Consider the following 15,214-nt stretch of genomic DNA (forward strand, 5'->3'; position numbering starts at 1 on the left):
TGGCCGGGGTTTTTCCATTTAGCTATTTTGAGAGCTGATCTTGCTTTGTTGCCTCAATCGCAGGGGACTGATCGTGAGACTGAGCTTTCTCCAGCTCAGTCTTTGAAACTGGAGAGATCCGGTCCTCGAAGTAGATTCTCGATAGAGCAGATCGAATTCGGGAGCCAACAGTAATCTTGCCCTTTTCGTTCGGTCTAACAATTGTTGGCTTGTAGTCTTTGAAGTCAACTAGCTTGTACATTTCGTACTTATCTAGTGGCTCGTGAACTTCGATGTATTCACCGTGTGGCAGACGAACAATTCGACCTGTCTCTCTACCGTGCAGGACAATCTCTCGGTCCTTACGCTGCAAGGACAAACAAGTTCTCTTGGTCACGATGTATGCGAAAATCGGTCCGAGGATAAGCATGATTTGCATCGACACCAGCACCTGATTCAGCGACATCTGGAAGAACGTGGCAATTAGGTCTGTCGAGGCTGCCGCCCAGAGCACACCGTAGAAAGTAACTCCAGCAGCGCCGATAGCTGTGCGGGTTGGAGCGTTTCTTGGGCGGTCTAGTACGTGGTGCTCGCGCTTGTCAGCGGTAACCCAAGCTTCGATGAACGGGTAGACAGCTACAAGCCCAAGGAACACAAGGCTTCCTACCAGTGGAATTAGAACACCGAATGGATAGGTGTGACCCAAGAATGCAATGTCTAAGTTACTAGGAGCTAGACGCAGGGCACCGTCTAACCAGCCAATGTACCAGTCAGGCTGAGTGCCTGCGGAAACAGGGGAGGGGTCATAGGGACCGTAGTTCCAAATTGGGTTGATCGTGAAGGTTGCTGAAATCAACATGACAACACCAAACACAATGAAGAAGAATCCTCCAGCTTTTGCCACGTAGACAGGCATCAGCGGGTAGCCAACCACGTTCTCATCAGTTCTACCTGGACCTGAGTAGTGGGTGTGCTTGTGAATAATAACCATGAACAAGTGAATGGCAATAAAGATAAGAATCAATGCTGGAACCAAAAGGATGTGAAGGCCATAGAGCCTCGCGATAACTTCGGTGCCTGGAAACTCGCCACCAAATAGACCAGCGGAAATGCTGGTGCCAATAACTGGAATGCCCTTGATCATTCCATCGATGATGCGAAGGCCGTTTCCAGACAACAGATCATCAGGCAATGAGTAACCAGTGAAACCAGCCGCCATTCCTAAGACGAAGAGCATAAAACCAACAACCCAGTTGATTTCGCGTGGCTTGCGGAAAGCACCAGTAAAGAAAACTCTGAGCATGTGAAGCCCTGCGGCTGCAACAAACAAAAGAGCGGACCAGTGATGGACCTGACGCATTAGCATTCCACCGCGAATTTCGAATGAGATATCTAGTGAAGACGCGTAAGCAATCGACACCTGCGCACCCTTAAGTGGCACATAGGAACCGTCATAGATTACTTCTGTCATGGCTGGCTGATAGAAGAACGTAAGGAAGGTTCCAGAAATCAACAGAATAACGAAGCTGTAAAGAGCTACCTCACCAAGCATGAAGGACCAGTGATCGGGGAACACCTTGCGACCAAAGTTCTTTAGAATTCCTCCAACACCTAGACGCTCGTCTAGGTAGTTAGTGGTAGAGGCAAGAGCGCCTTCTGGCTTCTTTTCAGTAACTGCGGTTGTCATCTTTAACGCTCCCAAAAGCTAGGGCCGACTGGTTCTAGGAAATCGCTTTGCGCGATTAGGTAACCTTCAGCATCAACCGAAATCGGTAGTTGCGGAAGAGGACGTGCTGCTGGACCAAATACCACCTTGCAGTGCTCGGTTACATCGAATGTTGATTGATGGCATGGGCATAGCAAGTGGTGAGTGTGTTGCTCGTAAAGTGCAACCGGGCATCCAACGTGAGTGCAGATTTTTGAATAGGCAACGATACCGTCGTACGACCAGCTCTTTTTATCTTCATCTTCTTTTAGATCTTCTTGATTCAACCTCACCAGCAAAACAGCAGCCTTGGCTTTTTCTTCAAGTTTGTGCTCGTGCATCTCTGCAAGTCCTTCTGGAATCACGTGGAATACAGAGCCCAGAGTTACGTCTGAGGCCTTGATTGGAATACCAGTTGGATCTTTGGTTAGCCTGGTTCCTTTCTTCCACATGGTGTGCCTCAGACTGTCACCAACTACGGGACCCAAGTCACCAAACACAATTAGTGCGGGAAGTGGGAATAGAGCAAGAGCTCCATACATCGTTCTGCGAATAAGTTTCCTACGAGAAAAACCAGATTCCTGATCGGCTAGCTTCACAATCTCAACAGCAGCGGCGCGAACATCTTCGCTACCACGGGTTTGGTGACGAGCTTCAGAAACTTCGAAGTCCGGCATTAGCGTCTTGGCCCAGTGCACCGCACCTATTCCGATTCCAAGGAGTGACAACGTCATACCAAGACCAAGCCACAAGTTGTTGGCGCGAACAGTCGAGAGGTCTTCTGTAATTGGGAATGCAACGTACGCCCATAGCGCAAAGAAGCTTCCAACTACTGAAAGCATAAACAGAACTGCAACTTGACGCTCGGCATTCTTGGCGTGCTTGGGGGACTTGTCAGTCATTCGAACGCGGTGAGGCTCTAGACCAGGATCGCTGATCTTGTCTTGGGAGATTACCGCAAGACCGGATTCGAATTCATGCTCGAAGCCTTCAGCTTCTTTGCTTCGTTCTAAGTCCTTGCCAGCCAACTAAGTTCTCCCTCTAATTCGATTTCGCTGCGAGCCATACGGTTATGGCAATGATTCCACCAAGACCGAAAATCCAAATAAACAATCCTTCAGCTACCGGCCCCAGGCTTGCAAGGGCATACCCACCAGCAGATTCATTTTCGTCAATGTAGGCGAGGTAGGTAATGATGTCTTGCTTATCGGTAGGGGTCAAGTTGGAATCATTGAAAACCGGCATGTTCTGGGGTCCAGTAACCATTGCTTCGTAGATATGCTTGGCGGAAACTCCATTTAGAACCGGTGCGTACTTACCTTCGGTTAGTGCACCTCCTGCGCCAACGGCGTTGTGACACATCGCGCAGTTAATTCGAAATAACTCTCCACCGTGAGCTGCATCTCCGGTTGCTTCAAGATACCTTGCTTCTGGAATTGCTGGACCAGGAGCCAGCGACGCAACGTAAGCAGCCATCAGTTCAATTTGAGCTTCGGTGAACTGAACAGTCTTTTTTGGCAACTGAGGCCCAGAACCTTGTCCTGGCATTCGACCAGAGCCAACTTGGAAATCAACCGACGCAGCACCAACACCGATAAGGCTTGGACCTGCATCTGTTCCCTCAGAGTTTAGGCCGTGGCAGCTGGCACAGTTGGATAAAAACAATCTCTTTCCTTCCGCGATTTGATCTGCGGTGTAGGGAAGAGCAACATTTGATTCAACAACATTGGTAGCAACGGCGTAGCCACCGCCGGAGAACAACAATCCAGCGGCGATGACGATGGTCGCTGCTAGGGGAGAGCGCCGTGAGCCATTAATTCTTTTTCTAAGTGACATCAATAACTTTCTTTATTTCAAAACGTAGATGATAAGGAAAAGGCCGATCCAAACAACATCAACAAAGTGCCAGTAATAAGAAACCACGATTGCGCTGGTTGCTTCTAGATGCCCGTACTTTTTTGCGGCATATGTTTTCGCAATAACTAGCAAGAACGCAATTAGACCACCTGTTACGTGTAGAGCGTGGAATCCTGTGGTGATGTAGAAAGCGCTGCCATAAGAGTTTGAGCTGAGAGAGACACCCTCGGAAACCAACATGGCGTACTCATAAACCTGGCCAGCCACGAAGATGGCGCCCAGTACATAACTGAGGAAGAACCATTCAACTAGACCCCACTTGACAGGGGATAGGCCGGTAGCTCGTGGCTGGAGCCGCTCTGCGGCAAACACTCCGAACTGAGCAGTAAACGATGAGGCAACCAGGATCAAGGTGTTGATCAAAGCAAAGGTCACGTCAAGAATTTGGGTGTCATTAGCCCAAATTGCCGGGGAATTAGCCCTGAGGCTGAAGTACATCGCGAATAAACCAGCAAAGAACATGACCTCGCTACCCAGCCAAACTATGGTTCCAACCGAGGTCGCGCTGGGGCGATTTATCACGATTGGGGCATTTTGGGTCATTTGGGCGGATGTCATACGAATATGATAACCCGAGATTTCAGGCATATAGGGCAATAAGCTAGCAAATCTCTTGTGTTTCGGTAATAGGCTGACTGGATGCCTTCGCAAACAAATTGGAACTCAATACTCGAAGATTTGCACGCTAAGCGTGACCTTACTCGTGAACAAAGTTCTTGGGCGTTATCCGATGTGATGACTGGAAGTGCACCCGAAGCTGAAGTGTCAAATTTTCTCCTTGCACTCCGAGCCAAGGTTGAAACCGTTGATGAACTAGCAGGCTTAGTCGATACGATGCTTCAAAACTGTTTATCGCTAGACACCGGAAATGACGCCGTCGACATTGTTGGAACCGGCGGTGACATGATTGGGACTGTCAACATCTCGACGATGGCCTCCATCCTTGCTGCTGCAGCCGGAGTTCCAGTTTTGAAGCACGGTTCGAGATCAGCCTCTGGTAAAACAGGATCCTCGGAGATGCTGGCGGAGCTCGGAATCAACCTCGAGCTAGCACCAGATCAGGTGGCAAGAGTGTTCAAAGAGACGGGAATCACGTTCTTTTTTGCACTTGTTTTTCACCCGGCGATGAAGCACGTGGCTCCGATTCGCAAAAAACTCGGTGTTCCAACTACCTTCAACTTCTTAGGCCCGTTAGCTAACCCCGCTCAACCCCTAGCAACGTCATTAGGGGTAGCAGATGTGCAGATTGCCCCACTTCTGGCCCAAGAAATGGCCCAAAGAGGCCGATATGCGCTTGTTTCGAGAGGAAATGACGGTTTAGACGAGCTAACCACCACCACAAGCAGCCAAATATGGGAAGTTTCACCCAATTTGGTGACCAAATGGGAGCTAGATCCGGCCAGATTTGGCATCAAAAGAGCAAATCTGGAGCAGCTACTCGGTAGCGATGCTACTCACAACGCCAAGATTGCCAGGGATCTGCTTGCCGGTGATACCTCTGGGAACCTCGGAGCAATCCGAGACATCGCTATTTTGAACGCTGCGGGGGGAGTGGTGGCCTACCAGTCCGCCAAGAATCCTTCTCTTGTCGGATCTGAGCTGGTCACTCGCTTTGATTCTGCGATTCAGTTAGTCAGTGTGGCTCTCGATTCCGGAAACGCGCATTCAAAGCTCGAGCAATGGGTGGCATCGTCAAAGTAGGAAAATCTGAGGGGATATGGCTCTATGCCTTTGATTTTGTAAGTTGACATAATGTACATTATCGGCTTAAGGTATCCAACCCAATCCAGCTCACCCAAAGACCAACCTACCGAATCGTGGTTCTCGCCCTTGGCAGGCAACTATTGCTACCCCTTAGGAATTTTGAAGAGCCTCATTGAAACTTGAACTAGATAGCCGATTGTTAAAGCAAATATCAAAGTTCCTTCTCGGACTTGGCCGCCCATAAGCCAGCCAATTGTCAGCACAGAGCCCTCAAAAGCCGTCCTGACGAGCCAAAAGGGCTTGTCTAGGGCATTTGCCGTCCCCTGCATTAGACCGTCTCTAGGACCCGATCCCAGGCTTGAGCTGATGTATAGACCGGTGGCAATTCCCACCACAACTACTCCGAGAAGAAACACTCCGAGCTGCTGCCAGTAGGCCGTCAGCTCAGGCAGGATCAGGAGCCAAAAGTCGGCAAATAGACCAATAAACACCGCGTTGGCTACCGTTCCAAAACCAGGCTTGACCTTGAGCGGGATCCAACAGAGCAGCACAATGATGCTCACTATCACCGTGGAGACGCCAAAGGTATATCCGGTTTGGATTGAAATTCCTTGAGCTAGTACATCCCACGGTGCAATACCGATTCCTGCGTGGACTGTGAGGGCAACCCCCAACCCATAAACAAACAATCCTGCGAATAGAGTGATCAGCCTTAGCGGCAAGCTACGGTTAGTTTCATGGTGCACCTATGAACCCTACTGCCTATCTAGGTGCTCTTCCTGACTCTAGACCACGTATTTTTGCCCACCGTGGTCTTACATACCAGGAAAGCAAACAGGTTGTTGACGAAAACACCATCGACTCTTTTGGGCTTGCTTTGGCTGCCGGAGCTGATTACCTGGAGACCGATCTACAGCTAACCAAAGACGGTGTTGCGGTGCTTTTTCACGACTCTGACCTTTCTCGCCTGGTGGGTTCCAAAAAACTCATTTCGACACTAAGTCTTGATGAGATCAAGCAAGTCAGACTCCCCTTTGGAGGCGAAATTCCAACTTTGCAAGAAGCACTGGAAAAATTTCCTTCGGCAAAGTTCAATCTAGACTTCAAAACGCCTAGCACCGAGTCCCCCGGCATGGCGGTAATCGCTGCAACCGGAGCCTTTGAGCGTGTTCTAGTTTCAAGCTTTAGCGAGTCTTCAAGGATCCGGACCTTGGCAATCTCCCCCGTCAAATTAGCCTCGTCCGCTGGGAGTTCAAAAGTGCTTTCCACTTACACCCTCGCAAGGCTAGGTCTAAGAAAACAGCTTGCATCCTCACTTCAAGGTATTCATGCACTTCAGATTCCGACGAAAATGTATGGGATTGATTTCACGCACCCTCGTTTTGTAGAGGCTGTTTTAAACCAGGATAAAGAAATTCATTACTGGACCATAAACGACCCAGCTGAGATGCTTAGCCTCTTTGCACTCGGAGCACATGGAATTGTCACTGACCGCAGCGACATCGCAATCAAGGTCTTTAGCTGACACTTTGCTGTTAAAGGACTCGCATGAGGATGATTAGGTTGCCAATCTTTGTTGTGCCTAATAGTTCACATCTTTTGATAACAAGGAGAACAAAGTGGCCCAGCAGACAATGCGCGGTATCAGAATCGGAAAGCAATCACTTGAGTCCGAAGTAGGAGTTAGCTACTCCCCCAGGACCAAGTATCAATTTCTTTGCCCAAACGGGCACTCCTCTGAGATTGTCTTCGCTCAAGATGCTGAAATGCCAGAGACCTGGCAGTGCAAGTCTTGCTCGGAGTTTGGAACTTTGCTAAAAGACGGTAAACCAATCACCCTGAGTATCACGGAGATCAAAACGCCAAAGTCTCACTTGGTCATGCTGCTAGAACGAAGGTCAAAAGTTGAACTTGAGCTCATCTTGAAAGAGCGACTTTCTTACATCAAAGCTCGAAGAAAAGCTGGTAAGGCTGACATTTAGCCAAAGATTCGCTTTATTCCCCAGACCTGAATATTCAGCAAGGCCTCAAAAACAATTCCTAGCGTCATTTTTGATCGTCCCTCTGCGCGTTCGACAAACGTGATAGGAACTTCCTTAACAACACCCCTCTTTGACGCCCGGTAGGCAAGCTCAACCTGGAACGAATACCCATGGGATGCCACAGGCGTTGATGTCAATTCTTTCAAAAAGCCTGCTTGGTAGGCCCGAAATCCGGAAGTCATGTCGAAAATATGGGTCCCGAGCATTAACCTCGCATACAAGTTTCCAAAACGAGATAAAAATAATCTACTTACCGGCCAATTCTTAACGCTTCCGCCTTTGATCCAACGGGAGCCAATAACCAAATCGGCAGTATTTAGTGCCTTTAGAATTCTTGCCAGATCACCTGCTTGGTGGGAACCATCGGCGTCCATCTCGACAACAACCTGGTAACCATTTAAAAATGCTTGTCTAAAGCCGTCAATGTATGCAGGGCCTAATCCCTGTTTCAAATCTCTGTGAAGCACTGATACCCGAGGATGACTCACTGACAACGAATCAGCAATGTTCGCAGTTCCATCTTGTGAGTTATCATCAACGATCAGGACATCAACACCCTCAACTTCTGTTAGTAAACCCTCTACCGTTGACCCAAGCGATTTTGCCTCGTTGAACGTTGGCATCACAACCAGAGTTTTCAAGCTTGATATCCTCGACGCTTAAGCTGTCTACCGATGGCCACTAGCAGAAGACCAAGTGCAGCTAGGTTCACGGTTGGATCAAAGTATGGCGAGATAGCCATTGCAGGAGTTATCGATGTCCTAAGCGGAACTTTCTCGACCATGACTCCAGGCTCAAAAATTGGCAGCTCACTGATGATCTCTCCATTTGGTAGAAAGATTCTAGAAACGCCAACTGTTGAAATGTTGACCACGGTTCGGCCGGTCTCTATCGCCCGCAATCTAGCCAAGGCTGCTTGCTGAAACGTTTCGTCACTTCGACCAAAGTCAGCATTATTGGTTTGAGAGAGGATGATTTGCGCTCCCCCGGCTACCAATTCTCGCCCGATGTCATCGATTGCAACCTCAAAGCAGATAAGAACCCCGAGCCTGCTTCCATCGAGCTCGAAGATGCCATCTCTTGTCCCGAAGGCGTAATCGCGTGAGACCAGACCAATTAGATCCGGAGCAAGCTGGTTCCAGAACTGCCTGTCTGGAACATACTCGGCAAATGGCACGGGGCGCTTTTTGTCGTACTGATCAATCTGTGAACCCGTGACGTCGAAGTAAAGCGAGCTGTTGAAGACAGCGCCCTCGGATTCGGTTATTGCTCCAAGAACAATCGGAACTTGATAGGTCGAAACGACTTCTTGAATTTGAATAAGTGCAAGCATGTTCTCCTGCGGATTCAGATCGGAAGCGTTTTCTGGCCAGACAATGAAATCAATCTCATCCTTAAGCGGATGGCTGCCTAGAAGCGCAGTTGCTTCTATATGATTATTGAGAAAAGTTCCTCGCTCCGCATTAGCGAACAACCCAGCGTTGGCATTTCCCTGTACCGCAGCAACCGTCAGCTCTCCAGTTTCGGCGCTGGTCGGTACCACGAACAACCAAGCGGTTGCGATAGCAGCCAAGCCTGCTGCAAGTCCAATGAGGTTTGTTTTTATGGCCTTGAATCCAGACTCAAGAGCCATCATTGTAACAACCGTAATAAACACCGCTACAAAGCTGAGTCCGGAGATGCCAACAAAAAACACCAGTTGCGATAAAAAGCTCTCTGACAGAGCTTGTGCAACGCGAGACCAAGGGAAACCCCCATAGGGTAAATTGATCGCCACCCACTCCCTGGCAGTCCACATTGTCGCAATCATGAGCGCTATCAAGAAGTTGCGATAGAGACTTTGCCTAAGCTTTTGTGCCAGGCTCCAAACAATCGCGATAGCTCCTGACCCGGCAGCAAAAATTAGTGCTTCCATTACCGAAAGTGCAATCCAAGGAACTGGTCCAAGATACAGTGAGAGCCACTCGACCTGGCTCATGTAGAAAGCTAATCCAGCAAGGAATCCGGCTCCAGTGGCAGGCCAAAAGCGAAGACCTTTCACTGAGATAAGGATCATGGCCACCGACACAAAAATTAGCGGCCAGACGTCTTCTCGTGGCATCGCAAGAGAAGAAAGCAATCCTCCAACCACACCTGTTGGAAGTCTCCAGGCCAAGCCACTAAATCGTTGCCAGCTTCTCATGGTTCTAGCCTAGGCATAGTAGGAGTAGGCAACGATCCCACGTCTTACCTTGTCAATTGCATCCTTGGCGCCTGCTGAAAGCGACCCTGTGGCGGCGCGCGAAATTTGCTCCAGCAGGTCAATGATCTGCTTGCACCATCTAATGAAGTCCCCCGGCAGCAAATCGGCGGAGTCCAAAACAAGATCGAGTTTCGCACCTGTGGCCCAGCGGTAAATCGGGTAGCAAAGATCCAGCTCAATCTTTGAAGAGCGTGGCAGCTTATGTCTCTTAGAAAGAAACTCGAGCTCTTCCCAAAGCTGCTGAGTCTGTTCGATCACAGCCGGGAAGTTTCCCTTCGGTACCCGAGGCTCAAACCCCTCATCGTCTCTTCGAGGCTCATAGACCAAAGCGGCGGCCATGGCTGCTAAGCCAGCAGCATCGAGTGTGTCCCAAGTCTTGTTTCGGATTGCTTCCGAGACCAAAAGATCTCTCTCGCCGTAAATGCGTGCCAGCATCCGACCGGAATCAGTGACTGCGAGATCTTGATCCTTGGCATCCAAGTAATTAAGTTCTATAAGGAGCTCGCAGATCTTGTCGAACGTTGACGCCACTTGATTAGTGCGGCCTTCGATTTGGTCGATGGTTGCTTTGGTTTCACGTTGCATTTTCCACCAACGCTCTGCCCATCTTGCGTGAGCCTCGCGATCCTTGCAGGAATGGCAGGGGTGCGTTTTCATGCGAACCTTTAGCTCGGCTAACTTTCTCTCGAGATCGTGTCTGCCCTTGGTTTGCCTGATGTCTTTTCCTCGCTCAGCCCGAGTATTACCTACCGCAAGTACCTTTTCGATGTCAGTTAGCTCTCGCCGAATAGAAGAGTAGTGAAAGAAGTCCCCAAGATGACATTCCATAGATTTTGCGTAGCCATCCAGCGATATCTGCTTGTCACGGATACCTCTTGCCATTCCAACGACCGATCTGTCGGCTTGAAATTGGGCAAAGGAGGTTTCCAGCACCTGACGAGCTCTGGAGCGACCAAAGGCATCAGTTAGATTCACGGCCATGTTTGCTGTTGGTTTGAAGGGACTCACCAGTGGGTAGCTTCGCCTGCTGGCAAGCCCCGCAACGCTCGCTGGATCAAGATTTCCCGACCATTGAATAACTGAGTGCCCAAGTGTGTCGATGCCTCGCCTTCCAGCTCGCCCGGTTAGTTGCGTGTATTCACCTGGAGTAATTTGCACACGTGACTCTCCGTTGAACTTGTCTAGCCTCTCCAGCACTACAGTTCTTGCTGGCATGTTGATTCCTAGAGCCAGAGTTTCGGTTGCGAACACTACCTTGACAAGCTTTTTCAGAAAAAGTTCTTCAACTACTTCCTTGAAAGCTGGAAGCATTCCAGCGTGATGCGCCGCGATTCCTCTCTCCAAGCCACTAAGCCAATCAAAGTACCCGAGGGTGTCCAGATCCTCCTCGGCGATCGAAGAGCACTTTCGTTCAACAATCTGCCTGATCTCATCTTGCTGCTCACGACTTGTTAGGCGCACGCCTCGCTGAAGGCAGGACCTCACTGCAGTGTCGCAGCCTACTCGCGAGAAGATGAAAAAGATTGCAGGGAGTAGATCGTTGTCGTCGAGGATTTCAACTACTTCTGGCTTCGTGACCTTAGGAATTCTCGAGAGACCTCTGTCAAATGAGTTGTTTGACTTCTTGCCCTTATTGATCTTGCCTATCGGCACTCGAAGTTTGGCTGAATGCCTGCGGACCAGTTCCGCACTTACTCTTTGTCCCTTGGTCCCAGGTTCGAACAGTTCCAGCAATTCATCGCCAAACAGCACGTGCTGATCCAAAGGTACTGGCCTCACCTCTGAGACCACAATCGCCGTGTCGCCGCGGACCTCGTCTAGCCAGGCGCCGAACTCCTCCGCGTTAGACACCGTGGCGCTTAACGAAACCAGAACAACGTCCTTAGGTAAGTGGAGGATTACCTCTTCCCAGACCGCTCCCCTAAAGCGGTCAGCAAGGTAGTGCACTTCGTCCATCACAACGTATCCCAGGTCGATAAGTGATTCTGAGTTGGCGTAGATCATGTTTCTCAGAACCTCTGTTGTCATCACAACAATCTGCGCCTCTGAATTGTTGTTTATGTCTCCGGTCAATAAGCCCACGCGCTCTGCGCCGTAACGTGTTACTAATTCAGAGTACTTTTGATTACTCAGTGCCTTGATTGGAGTGGTGTAAAAGACTTTTTGGTTTCTCTCGATTGCCAGGTGAATAGCAAACTCCCCCACCACCGTCTTCCCAGCACCGGTAGGCGCAGCAACCAACACTCCCTTGCCCAGGGCCAGAGCCTCACAGGCTTGTTCCTGGAATGGGTCAAGTTGAAAATCAAGGAGCTCCAAAAATGAGTCAAAACTTGGACTTGCCCTTTTTGACTTAGCACGCTGAAACCGCTCGGACGCGGAAAGATATTCCATGCTCGTTAGTCGGTTGCTAGCGGGGTCTCGAGTTCGAGATCAATTTGGGCCGACTTTCGTGCCAGTCGCTTGTCATGCAAGGTGGCAATTCCAGCCGCTACAAAATAGAGGACAAGAAGAGGGACCATCAGCAAAAACATAGACATTGGTTCCGCAGCTGGAGTAGCGATTGCGCCCACTACAGCCGAGACAAAAATTGCCATGCGCCAAGACTTCAGAATGTTTTGTGCCGTGATCACTCCAGCAAAATTCAACAAAACAAGAACCACCGGCATCACAAAGGCGATTCCAAAAACCAAAAGAATTCGAATTGTGAACAAAATATACTCGCTTGCATTTATAACGTTCGCGCTACCCTCGGGAGTGAATCCAACAAGCACCCGAACGAAGGTTGCTAAGGAGGTCCAGGCGAGGAATGTGCCAGCCAAGAAAAGAGGAACTGCTGTTACAACGAACCAGATTGTGTACTTGCGTTCCTTCTTCTTCAACCCGGGAGTAATAAAAGACCAGATGTTGAATAGCCAAACTGGCGAGCTCATGATCAGGCCTAAGAAAATAGAAACCTGAATTCGAACATCGAATGCAGAGACAACGGTTGGGAAGTTGATCGTCGCATTGGAGCCTTCGTTATTGGCTAACTCCAAAATTGGTCTCTGCAACTCAACAAAAACAGCGTCAAACATGAACCAGCCCAACACTGAGCCTGCAACAATAAATAGTGACGACCAAAAGAGTCGATTGCGAAGCTCTTTCAGGTGACCCGAAAGGCTCATTTTACCTTCGGGGTTTTGCTTCCTGGCCACTTAGTTCTTAGTGGTGTTCTCACCCTCAACAGGCTGATCAGCCTGCTTGGTGTCGTCTGTTGACTTGATTTCCTTTCGGAATACCCTCATCGACTGTGCAAGAGACTTCGCAAGACCTGGAAGCTTTGGTCCACCCCATAGCAGCAAGACAATAGCCAAAATGATTAGCAATTCTGTTGTTGTTGGTGGTCTCATTATGGTTCCTATTCGCTCAAGTTCCTATGTACCAAGAATACGCTCTCCAGCTCTCTTTCGTTAGCCTTTGGCCTTTCGAGGCTTCTTGGCTGGCGTGTCTTCAGCCCTGGCGAGCTCTGCATAGAACTTAACGGCTTCTGGGTATTGTTCGGCATCTTTTCTGAACCTGACCACATGGTCGGCAAATGGCTTGAGCTTCTTCGCAAGTACGACCCCCCTCGAGACCAGCCACGCAAGCGCCAGAATCAGAACCAGAAGCCCTGATCCTATTGCTGTTAGCCATATCCAAAGTTCCATTTGGTTCACTCCACGTTCTCATTAGAAGAGCTTGCCCCAAGGGCATGATTTGCGTATTCAAATACCACTCTACGGGCCTGCTCCGGTGCGATAACTCGAACGTGGCCCGAATACCTCGAAACCACTCTCCCAAGTGTCGAAACATCCCCAATTGGTATTGAAACCCTCAGTGTCTTGTTCCCCACCGCGGGATACTCAGGCCTGTAATCAGCCAGCATTCCAAATCCATCGGGATCGATGTCGAAAACTACATCGGTATCGTTTTCGCTAACCGTATATATTCCTGAAGGTTCTGCTTCTGGATACTTGGCTCGAATTAGTGGCTCGTTAGCCAGCACAACCTCTCTCATTCTGTCAAGCCGAAATACTCTCACTTGATGTTTTGTCCGACAGTAGCCCCTGAGATACCAAATTGAATCATTGGATTCGAGGGCAATCGGTTCAATTTCTCGAGTTGATGTTTGGTTTGCGGCATTGATGTAAGAACATCTGATTAGTCTTTCTTCACTTATTGCTTGCCTGGAAAGAGAAACCTCCAAATCAACTCGAGAAGGATGCACCTTGAACGGCAACTCGCTCGTGCTCTTTCCTCCATCTGAAAGAAGCTTTAGAAGCTTTGCAATTTCTGCTTTGTCTAAATCGTCAACAACTGATTCTAGATATGACAATCCGCTTGCAATCGCTGCGGCCTGTCTGGTCGAAAGCCTTGGGACTGATTCCAACGTTGGTGCAAAACTAACGTCTACTATCCCTTCTTCCAATAGGTCGTAATCCAAAAAAAACAGCTCGTCAGGTCGATACATTCCTACCCCTGATAGCGAGATTGTTACTACCGCATCCTCAATCTCTTGTTCGGAGACGCCAAAGTGCTTGGCAACGTCAGAAATCTTCTGCTGCCTATTTTGAATAAGGTACCCAGTTAGCGCCAGCATAAAGTTGTATCGTTCTGCTCCTGTGATCTTGACACTCTTAGGCATGAGATGCCCTTACCGATTCAAGATTTGCGTGTAGAACCTGCGCTAGTTCTGGAGGGAATAAAATCTCGACGTGATCTACAAACTCCATTAGCTCTTCGGCCAGCAAGTGAACGTCCATGAATGAGACCTCGAACGTATTCTGGTCTGGCTTTAGGTCGAAGTGGAACCAGGCAGCGCTTTTGACAGGAACTCGAATCCTGGCTTTTGATGAGCTGCGGTGCTTATCGAGCTCAGCGATAGCTTCGTTAACCTCAGCCTTGCTGGGTGGGTCGAATGAAAAATCTTGGATGTCAACCTCAGAGCAAATGCGTCTAAGAAGATAGTTGCGAGGCTCCTCCCTGTCCAAGTCGAAGCCTAGAAGAAGCCACTGGCCCGATATGTTCTGAATAATCCAAGGTTCAACATTTCTAACGTCAGAGTCTGCTTGATCCGGTTTACGGTAATCAAAGGAAACCCTCGAAGATGTTTCAATAGCTGTCGAAAGTGGAAGAAACGCGAGTTCATGGGTTCGAATTCGAGGTGCGATCCCAATATAGCTTGTTGCATCTGCGGGCTCGCCCATTGCCCGAATCCGCATGATCGCATTGTTGGCATCTCTAGAGAGCGATGCTTTGGCCCAGACCTGCGCGGCAAGATTCATTAGCGCCACCTGCTTTGCAGTGAGCGCGGTGCCGGCAGGCCAGACAAAGTCCTCATTTGCTATGAGGTATCTGTACTCCTGATTGTCATCCATGTCTTCGGGTGGGATGAATGATCTCCACGCCACACCAACTTTGGAAAGCAGAACCTTGTCACGCTCAAATAATCGACTCAGTGACTCGTTGTCACCACCTTGGACGTAACGCTCTTTGTATCCTTGAACATTCGCAAAGATCTCAGCTTTAGTCAACCCCTGATTTGAAACCAACAGAGCGCAGGTGAGATTGAATAGACGCTCTGAAAGATCAATTTTCGCTGGCATC

General features: G+C 49.2%; 16 protein-coding genes. 3 read left to right on the plus strand and 13 right to left on the minus strand.

What is annotated here, in order from left to right:
- Positions 1-22: 22 nt before the first annotated feature.
- Genes qcrB through ctaE form a run of 4 tightly spaced genes read right to left on the minus strand, consistent with a single transcriptional unit; the run spans position 23 to position 4,159 of the window.
- Entirely contained in the window at positions 23-1,666 is a 1,644-nt protein-coding gene (gene qcrB, locus AC9UFE_RS00260; RefSeq protein WP_509544480.1) for a cytochrome bc1 complex cytochrome b subunit, read from the minus strand.
- A 2-nt stretch (positions 1,667-1,668) separates the two neighbouring features.
- Positions 1,669-2,712 carry a cytochrome bc1 complex Rieske iron-sulfur subunit gene (gene qcrA, locus AC9UFE_RS00265; protein ID WP_509544483.1) on the minus strand — a complete coding sequence of 348 codons (1,044 nt, stop codon included), beginning with the start codon at positions 2,710-2,712 and terminating at the stop codon, positions 1,669-1,671.
- Positions 2,713-2,725: 13 nt separating this feature from the next.
- Positions 2,726-3,520: a cytochrome bc1 complex diheme cytochrome c subunit gene (gene qcrC / locus AC9UFE_RS00270; RefSeq protein ID WP_509544485.1), complete on the minus strand. Its 795-nt coding sequence runs from the start codon at positions 3,518-3,520 to the stop codon at positions 2,726-2,728.
- Between the two features lie 12 nt (positions 3,521-3,532).
- Entirely contained in the window at positions 3,533-4,159 is a 627-nt protein-coding gene (ctaE, locus tag AC9UFE_RS00275) for an aa3-type cytochrome oxidase subunit III (RefSeq protein WP_509544488.1), read from the minus strand.
- An 81-nt stretch (positions 4,160-4,240) separates the two neighbouring features.
- On the opposite strand from ctaE, the gene trpD reads away from it, so the two are divergent.
- Positions 4,241-5,302 carry an anthranilate phosphoribosyltransferase gene (trpD, locus tag AC9UFE_RS00280; RefSeq protein ID WP_509544491.1) on the plus strand — a complete coding sequence of 354 codons (1,062 nt, stop codon included), beginning with the start codon at positions 4,241-4,243 and terminating at the stop codon, positions 5,300-5,302.
- Positions 5,303-5,448: 146 nt separating this feature from the next.
- Here trpD and yczE read toward each other — a convergent pair whose 3' ends face one another.
- A complete protein-coding gene (gene yczE, locus AC9UFE_RS00285; protein ID WP_509544494.1) occupies positions 5,449-6,051 on the minus strand; it encodes a membrane protein YczE in 603 nt (200 codons plus the stop codon).
- A 2-nt stretch (positions 6,052-6,053) separates the two neighbouring features.
- On the opposite strand from yczE, the gene AC9UFE_RS00290 reads away from it, so the two are divergent.
- Both AC9UFE_RS00290 and AC9UFE_RS00295 read left to right on the plus strand, forming a co-directional pair.
- Entirely contained in the window at positions 6,054-6,830 is a 777-nt protein-coding gene (locus AC9UFE_RS00290) for a glycerophosphodiester phosphodiesterase family protein (RefSeq protein ID WP_509544497.1), read from the plus strand.
- Between the two features lie 94 nt (positions 6,831-6,924).
- Positions 6,925-7,287, plus strand: coding sequence for an RNA polymerase-binding protein RbpA (locus tag AC9UFE_RS00295; protein ID WP_509544499.1), 363 nt, complete (start codon positions 6,925-6,927; stop codon positions 7,285-7,287).
- On the opposite strand, the gene AC9UFE_RS00300 is transcribed toward AC9UFE_RS00295, so the two are convergent.
- Genes AC9UFE_RS00300 through AC9UFE_RS00335 form a run of 8 tightly spaced genes read right to left on the minus strand, consistent with a single transcriptional unit; the run spans position 7,284 to position 15,213 of the window.
- Positions 7,284-7,988, minus strand: a complete 705-nt coding sequence (locus AC9UFE_RS00300) for a polyprenol monophosphomannose synthase (protein WP_509544502.1) — start codon at positions 7,986-7,988, stop codon at positions 7,284-7,286. The genes AC9UFE_RS00295 and AC9UFE_RS00300 overlap by 4 nt on opposite strands.
- Positions 7,985-9,529: an apolipoprotein N-acyltransferase gene (lnt, locus tag AC9UFE_RS00305; RefSeq protein WP_509544505.1), complete on the minus strand. Its 1,545-nt coding sequence runs from the start codon at positions 9,527-9,529 to the stop codon at positions 7,985-7,987. The genes AC9UFE_RS00300 and lnt overlap by 4 nt, the downstream gene beginning before the upstream one ends.
- Before the next feature lie 9 nt (positions 9,530-9,538).
- Positions 9,539-11,980: a DEAD/DEAH box helicase gene (locus AC9UFE_RS00310; protein ID WP_509544508.1), complete on the minus strand. Its 2,442-nt coding sequence runs from the start codon at positions 11,978-11,980 to the stop codon at positions 9,539-9,541.
- A gap of 5 nt (positions 11,981-11,985) precedes the next feature.
- Positions 11,986-12,783 carry a twin-arginine translocase subunit TatC gene (gene tatC / locus AC9UFE_RS00315; protein WP_509544511.1) on the minus strand — a complete coding sequence of 266 codons (798 nt, stop codon included), beginning with the start codon at positions 12,781-12,783 and terminating at the stop codon, positions 11,986-11,988.
- Positions 12,784-12,978: a twin-arginine translocase TatA/TatE family subunit gene (locus AC9UFE_RS00320; RefSeq protein ID WP_509544514.1), complete on the minus strand. Its 195-nt coding sequence runs from the start codon at positions 12,976-12,978 to the stop codon at positions 12,784-12,786.
- A 60-nt stretch (positions 12,979-13,038) separates the two neighbouring features.
- Positions 13,039-13,275: a hypothetical protein gene (locus tag AC9UFE_RS00325; RefSeq protein ID WP_509544516.1), complete on the minus strand. Its 237-nt coding sequence runs from the start codon at positions 13,273-13,275 to the stop codon at positions 13,039-13,041.
- Between the two features lie 5 nt (positions 13,276-13,280).
- A complete protein-coding gene (locus AC9UFE_RS00330; RefSeq protein WP_509544518.1) occupies positions 13,281-14,252 on the minus strand; it encodes a helix-turn-helix transcriptional regulator in 972 nt (323 codons plus the stop codon).
- Positions 14,245-15,213 carry a helix-turn-helix transcriptional regulator gene (locus AC9UFE_RS00335; RefSeq protein WP_509544520.1) on the minus strand — a complete coding sequence of 323 codons (969 nt, stop codon included), beginning with the start codon at positions 15,211-15,213 and terminating at the stop codon, positions 14,245-14,247. The genes AC9UFE_RS00330 and AC9UFE_RS00335 overlap by 8 nt, the downstream gene beginning before the upstream one ends.
- Between the last annotated feature and the right edge of the window lies 1 nt (position 15,214).

The organism is Rhodoluna sp., assembly GCF_044239955.1.
Taxonomy (GTDB): domain Bacteria; phylum Actinomycetota; class Actinomycetes; order Actinomycetales; family Microbacteriaceae; genus Rhodoluna.

What these genes read in the sequence shown, in the direction of transcription:
- qcrB (WP_509544480.1), bottom strand. Translation starts at nt 1,666, where the DNA reads ATGACAACCGCAGTTACTGAAAAGAAGCCAGAAGGCGCTCTTGCCTCT.
- AC9UFE_RS00335 (WP_509544520.1), bottom strand. Translation starts at nt 15,213, where the DNA reads ATGCCAGCGAAAATTGATCTTTCAGAGCGTCTATTCAATCTCACCTGC.
- ctaE (WP_509544488.1), bottom strand. Translation starts at nt 4,159, where the DNA reads ATGACATCCGCCCAAATGACCCAAAATGCCCCAATCGTGATAAATCGC.
- AC9UFE_RS00310 (WP_509544508.1), bottom strand. Translation starts at nt 11,980, where the DNA reads ATGGAATATCTTTCCGCGTCCGAGCGGTTTCAGCGTGCTAAGTCAAAA.
- AC9UFE_RS00320 (WP_509544514.1), bottom strand. Translation starts at nt 12,978, where the DNA reads ATGAGACCACCAACAACAACAGAATTGCTAATCATTTTGGCTATTGTC.
- trpD (WP_509544491.1), top strand. Translation starts at nt 4,241, where the DNA reads ATGCCTTCGCAAACAAATTGGAACTCAATACTCGAAGATTTGCACGCT.
- AC9UFE_RS00290 (WP_509544497.1), top strand. Translation starts at nt 6,054, where the DNA reads ATGAACCCTACTGCCTATCTAGGTGCTCTTCCTGACTCTAGACCACGT.
- AC9UFE_RS00330 (WP_509544518.1), bottom strand. Translation starts at nt 14,252, where the DNA reads ATGCCTAAGAGTGTCAAGATCACAGGAGCAGAACGATACAACTTTATG.
- qcrC (WP_509544485.1), bottom strand. Translation starts at nt 3,520, where the DNA reads ATGTCACTTAGAAAAAGAATTAATGGCTCACGGCGCTCTCCCCTAGCA.
- AC9UFE_RS00325 (WP_509544516.1), bottom strand. Translation starts at nt 13,275, where the DNA reads ATGGAACTTTGGATATGGCTAACAGCAATAGGATCAGGGCTTCTGGTT.
- lnt (WP_509544505.1), bottom strand. Translation starts at nt 9,529, where the DNA reads ATGAGAAGCTGGCAACGATTTAGTGGCTTGGCCTGGAGACTTCCAACA.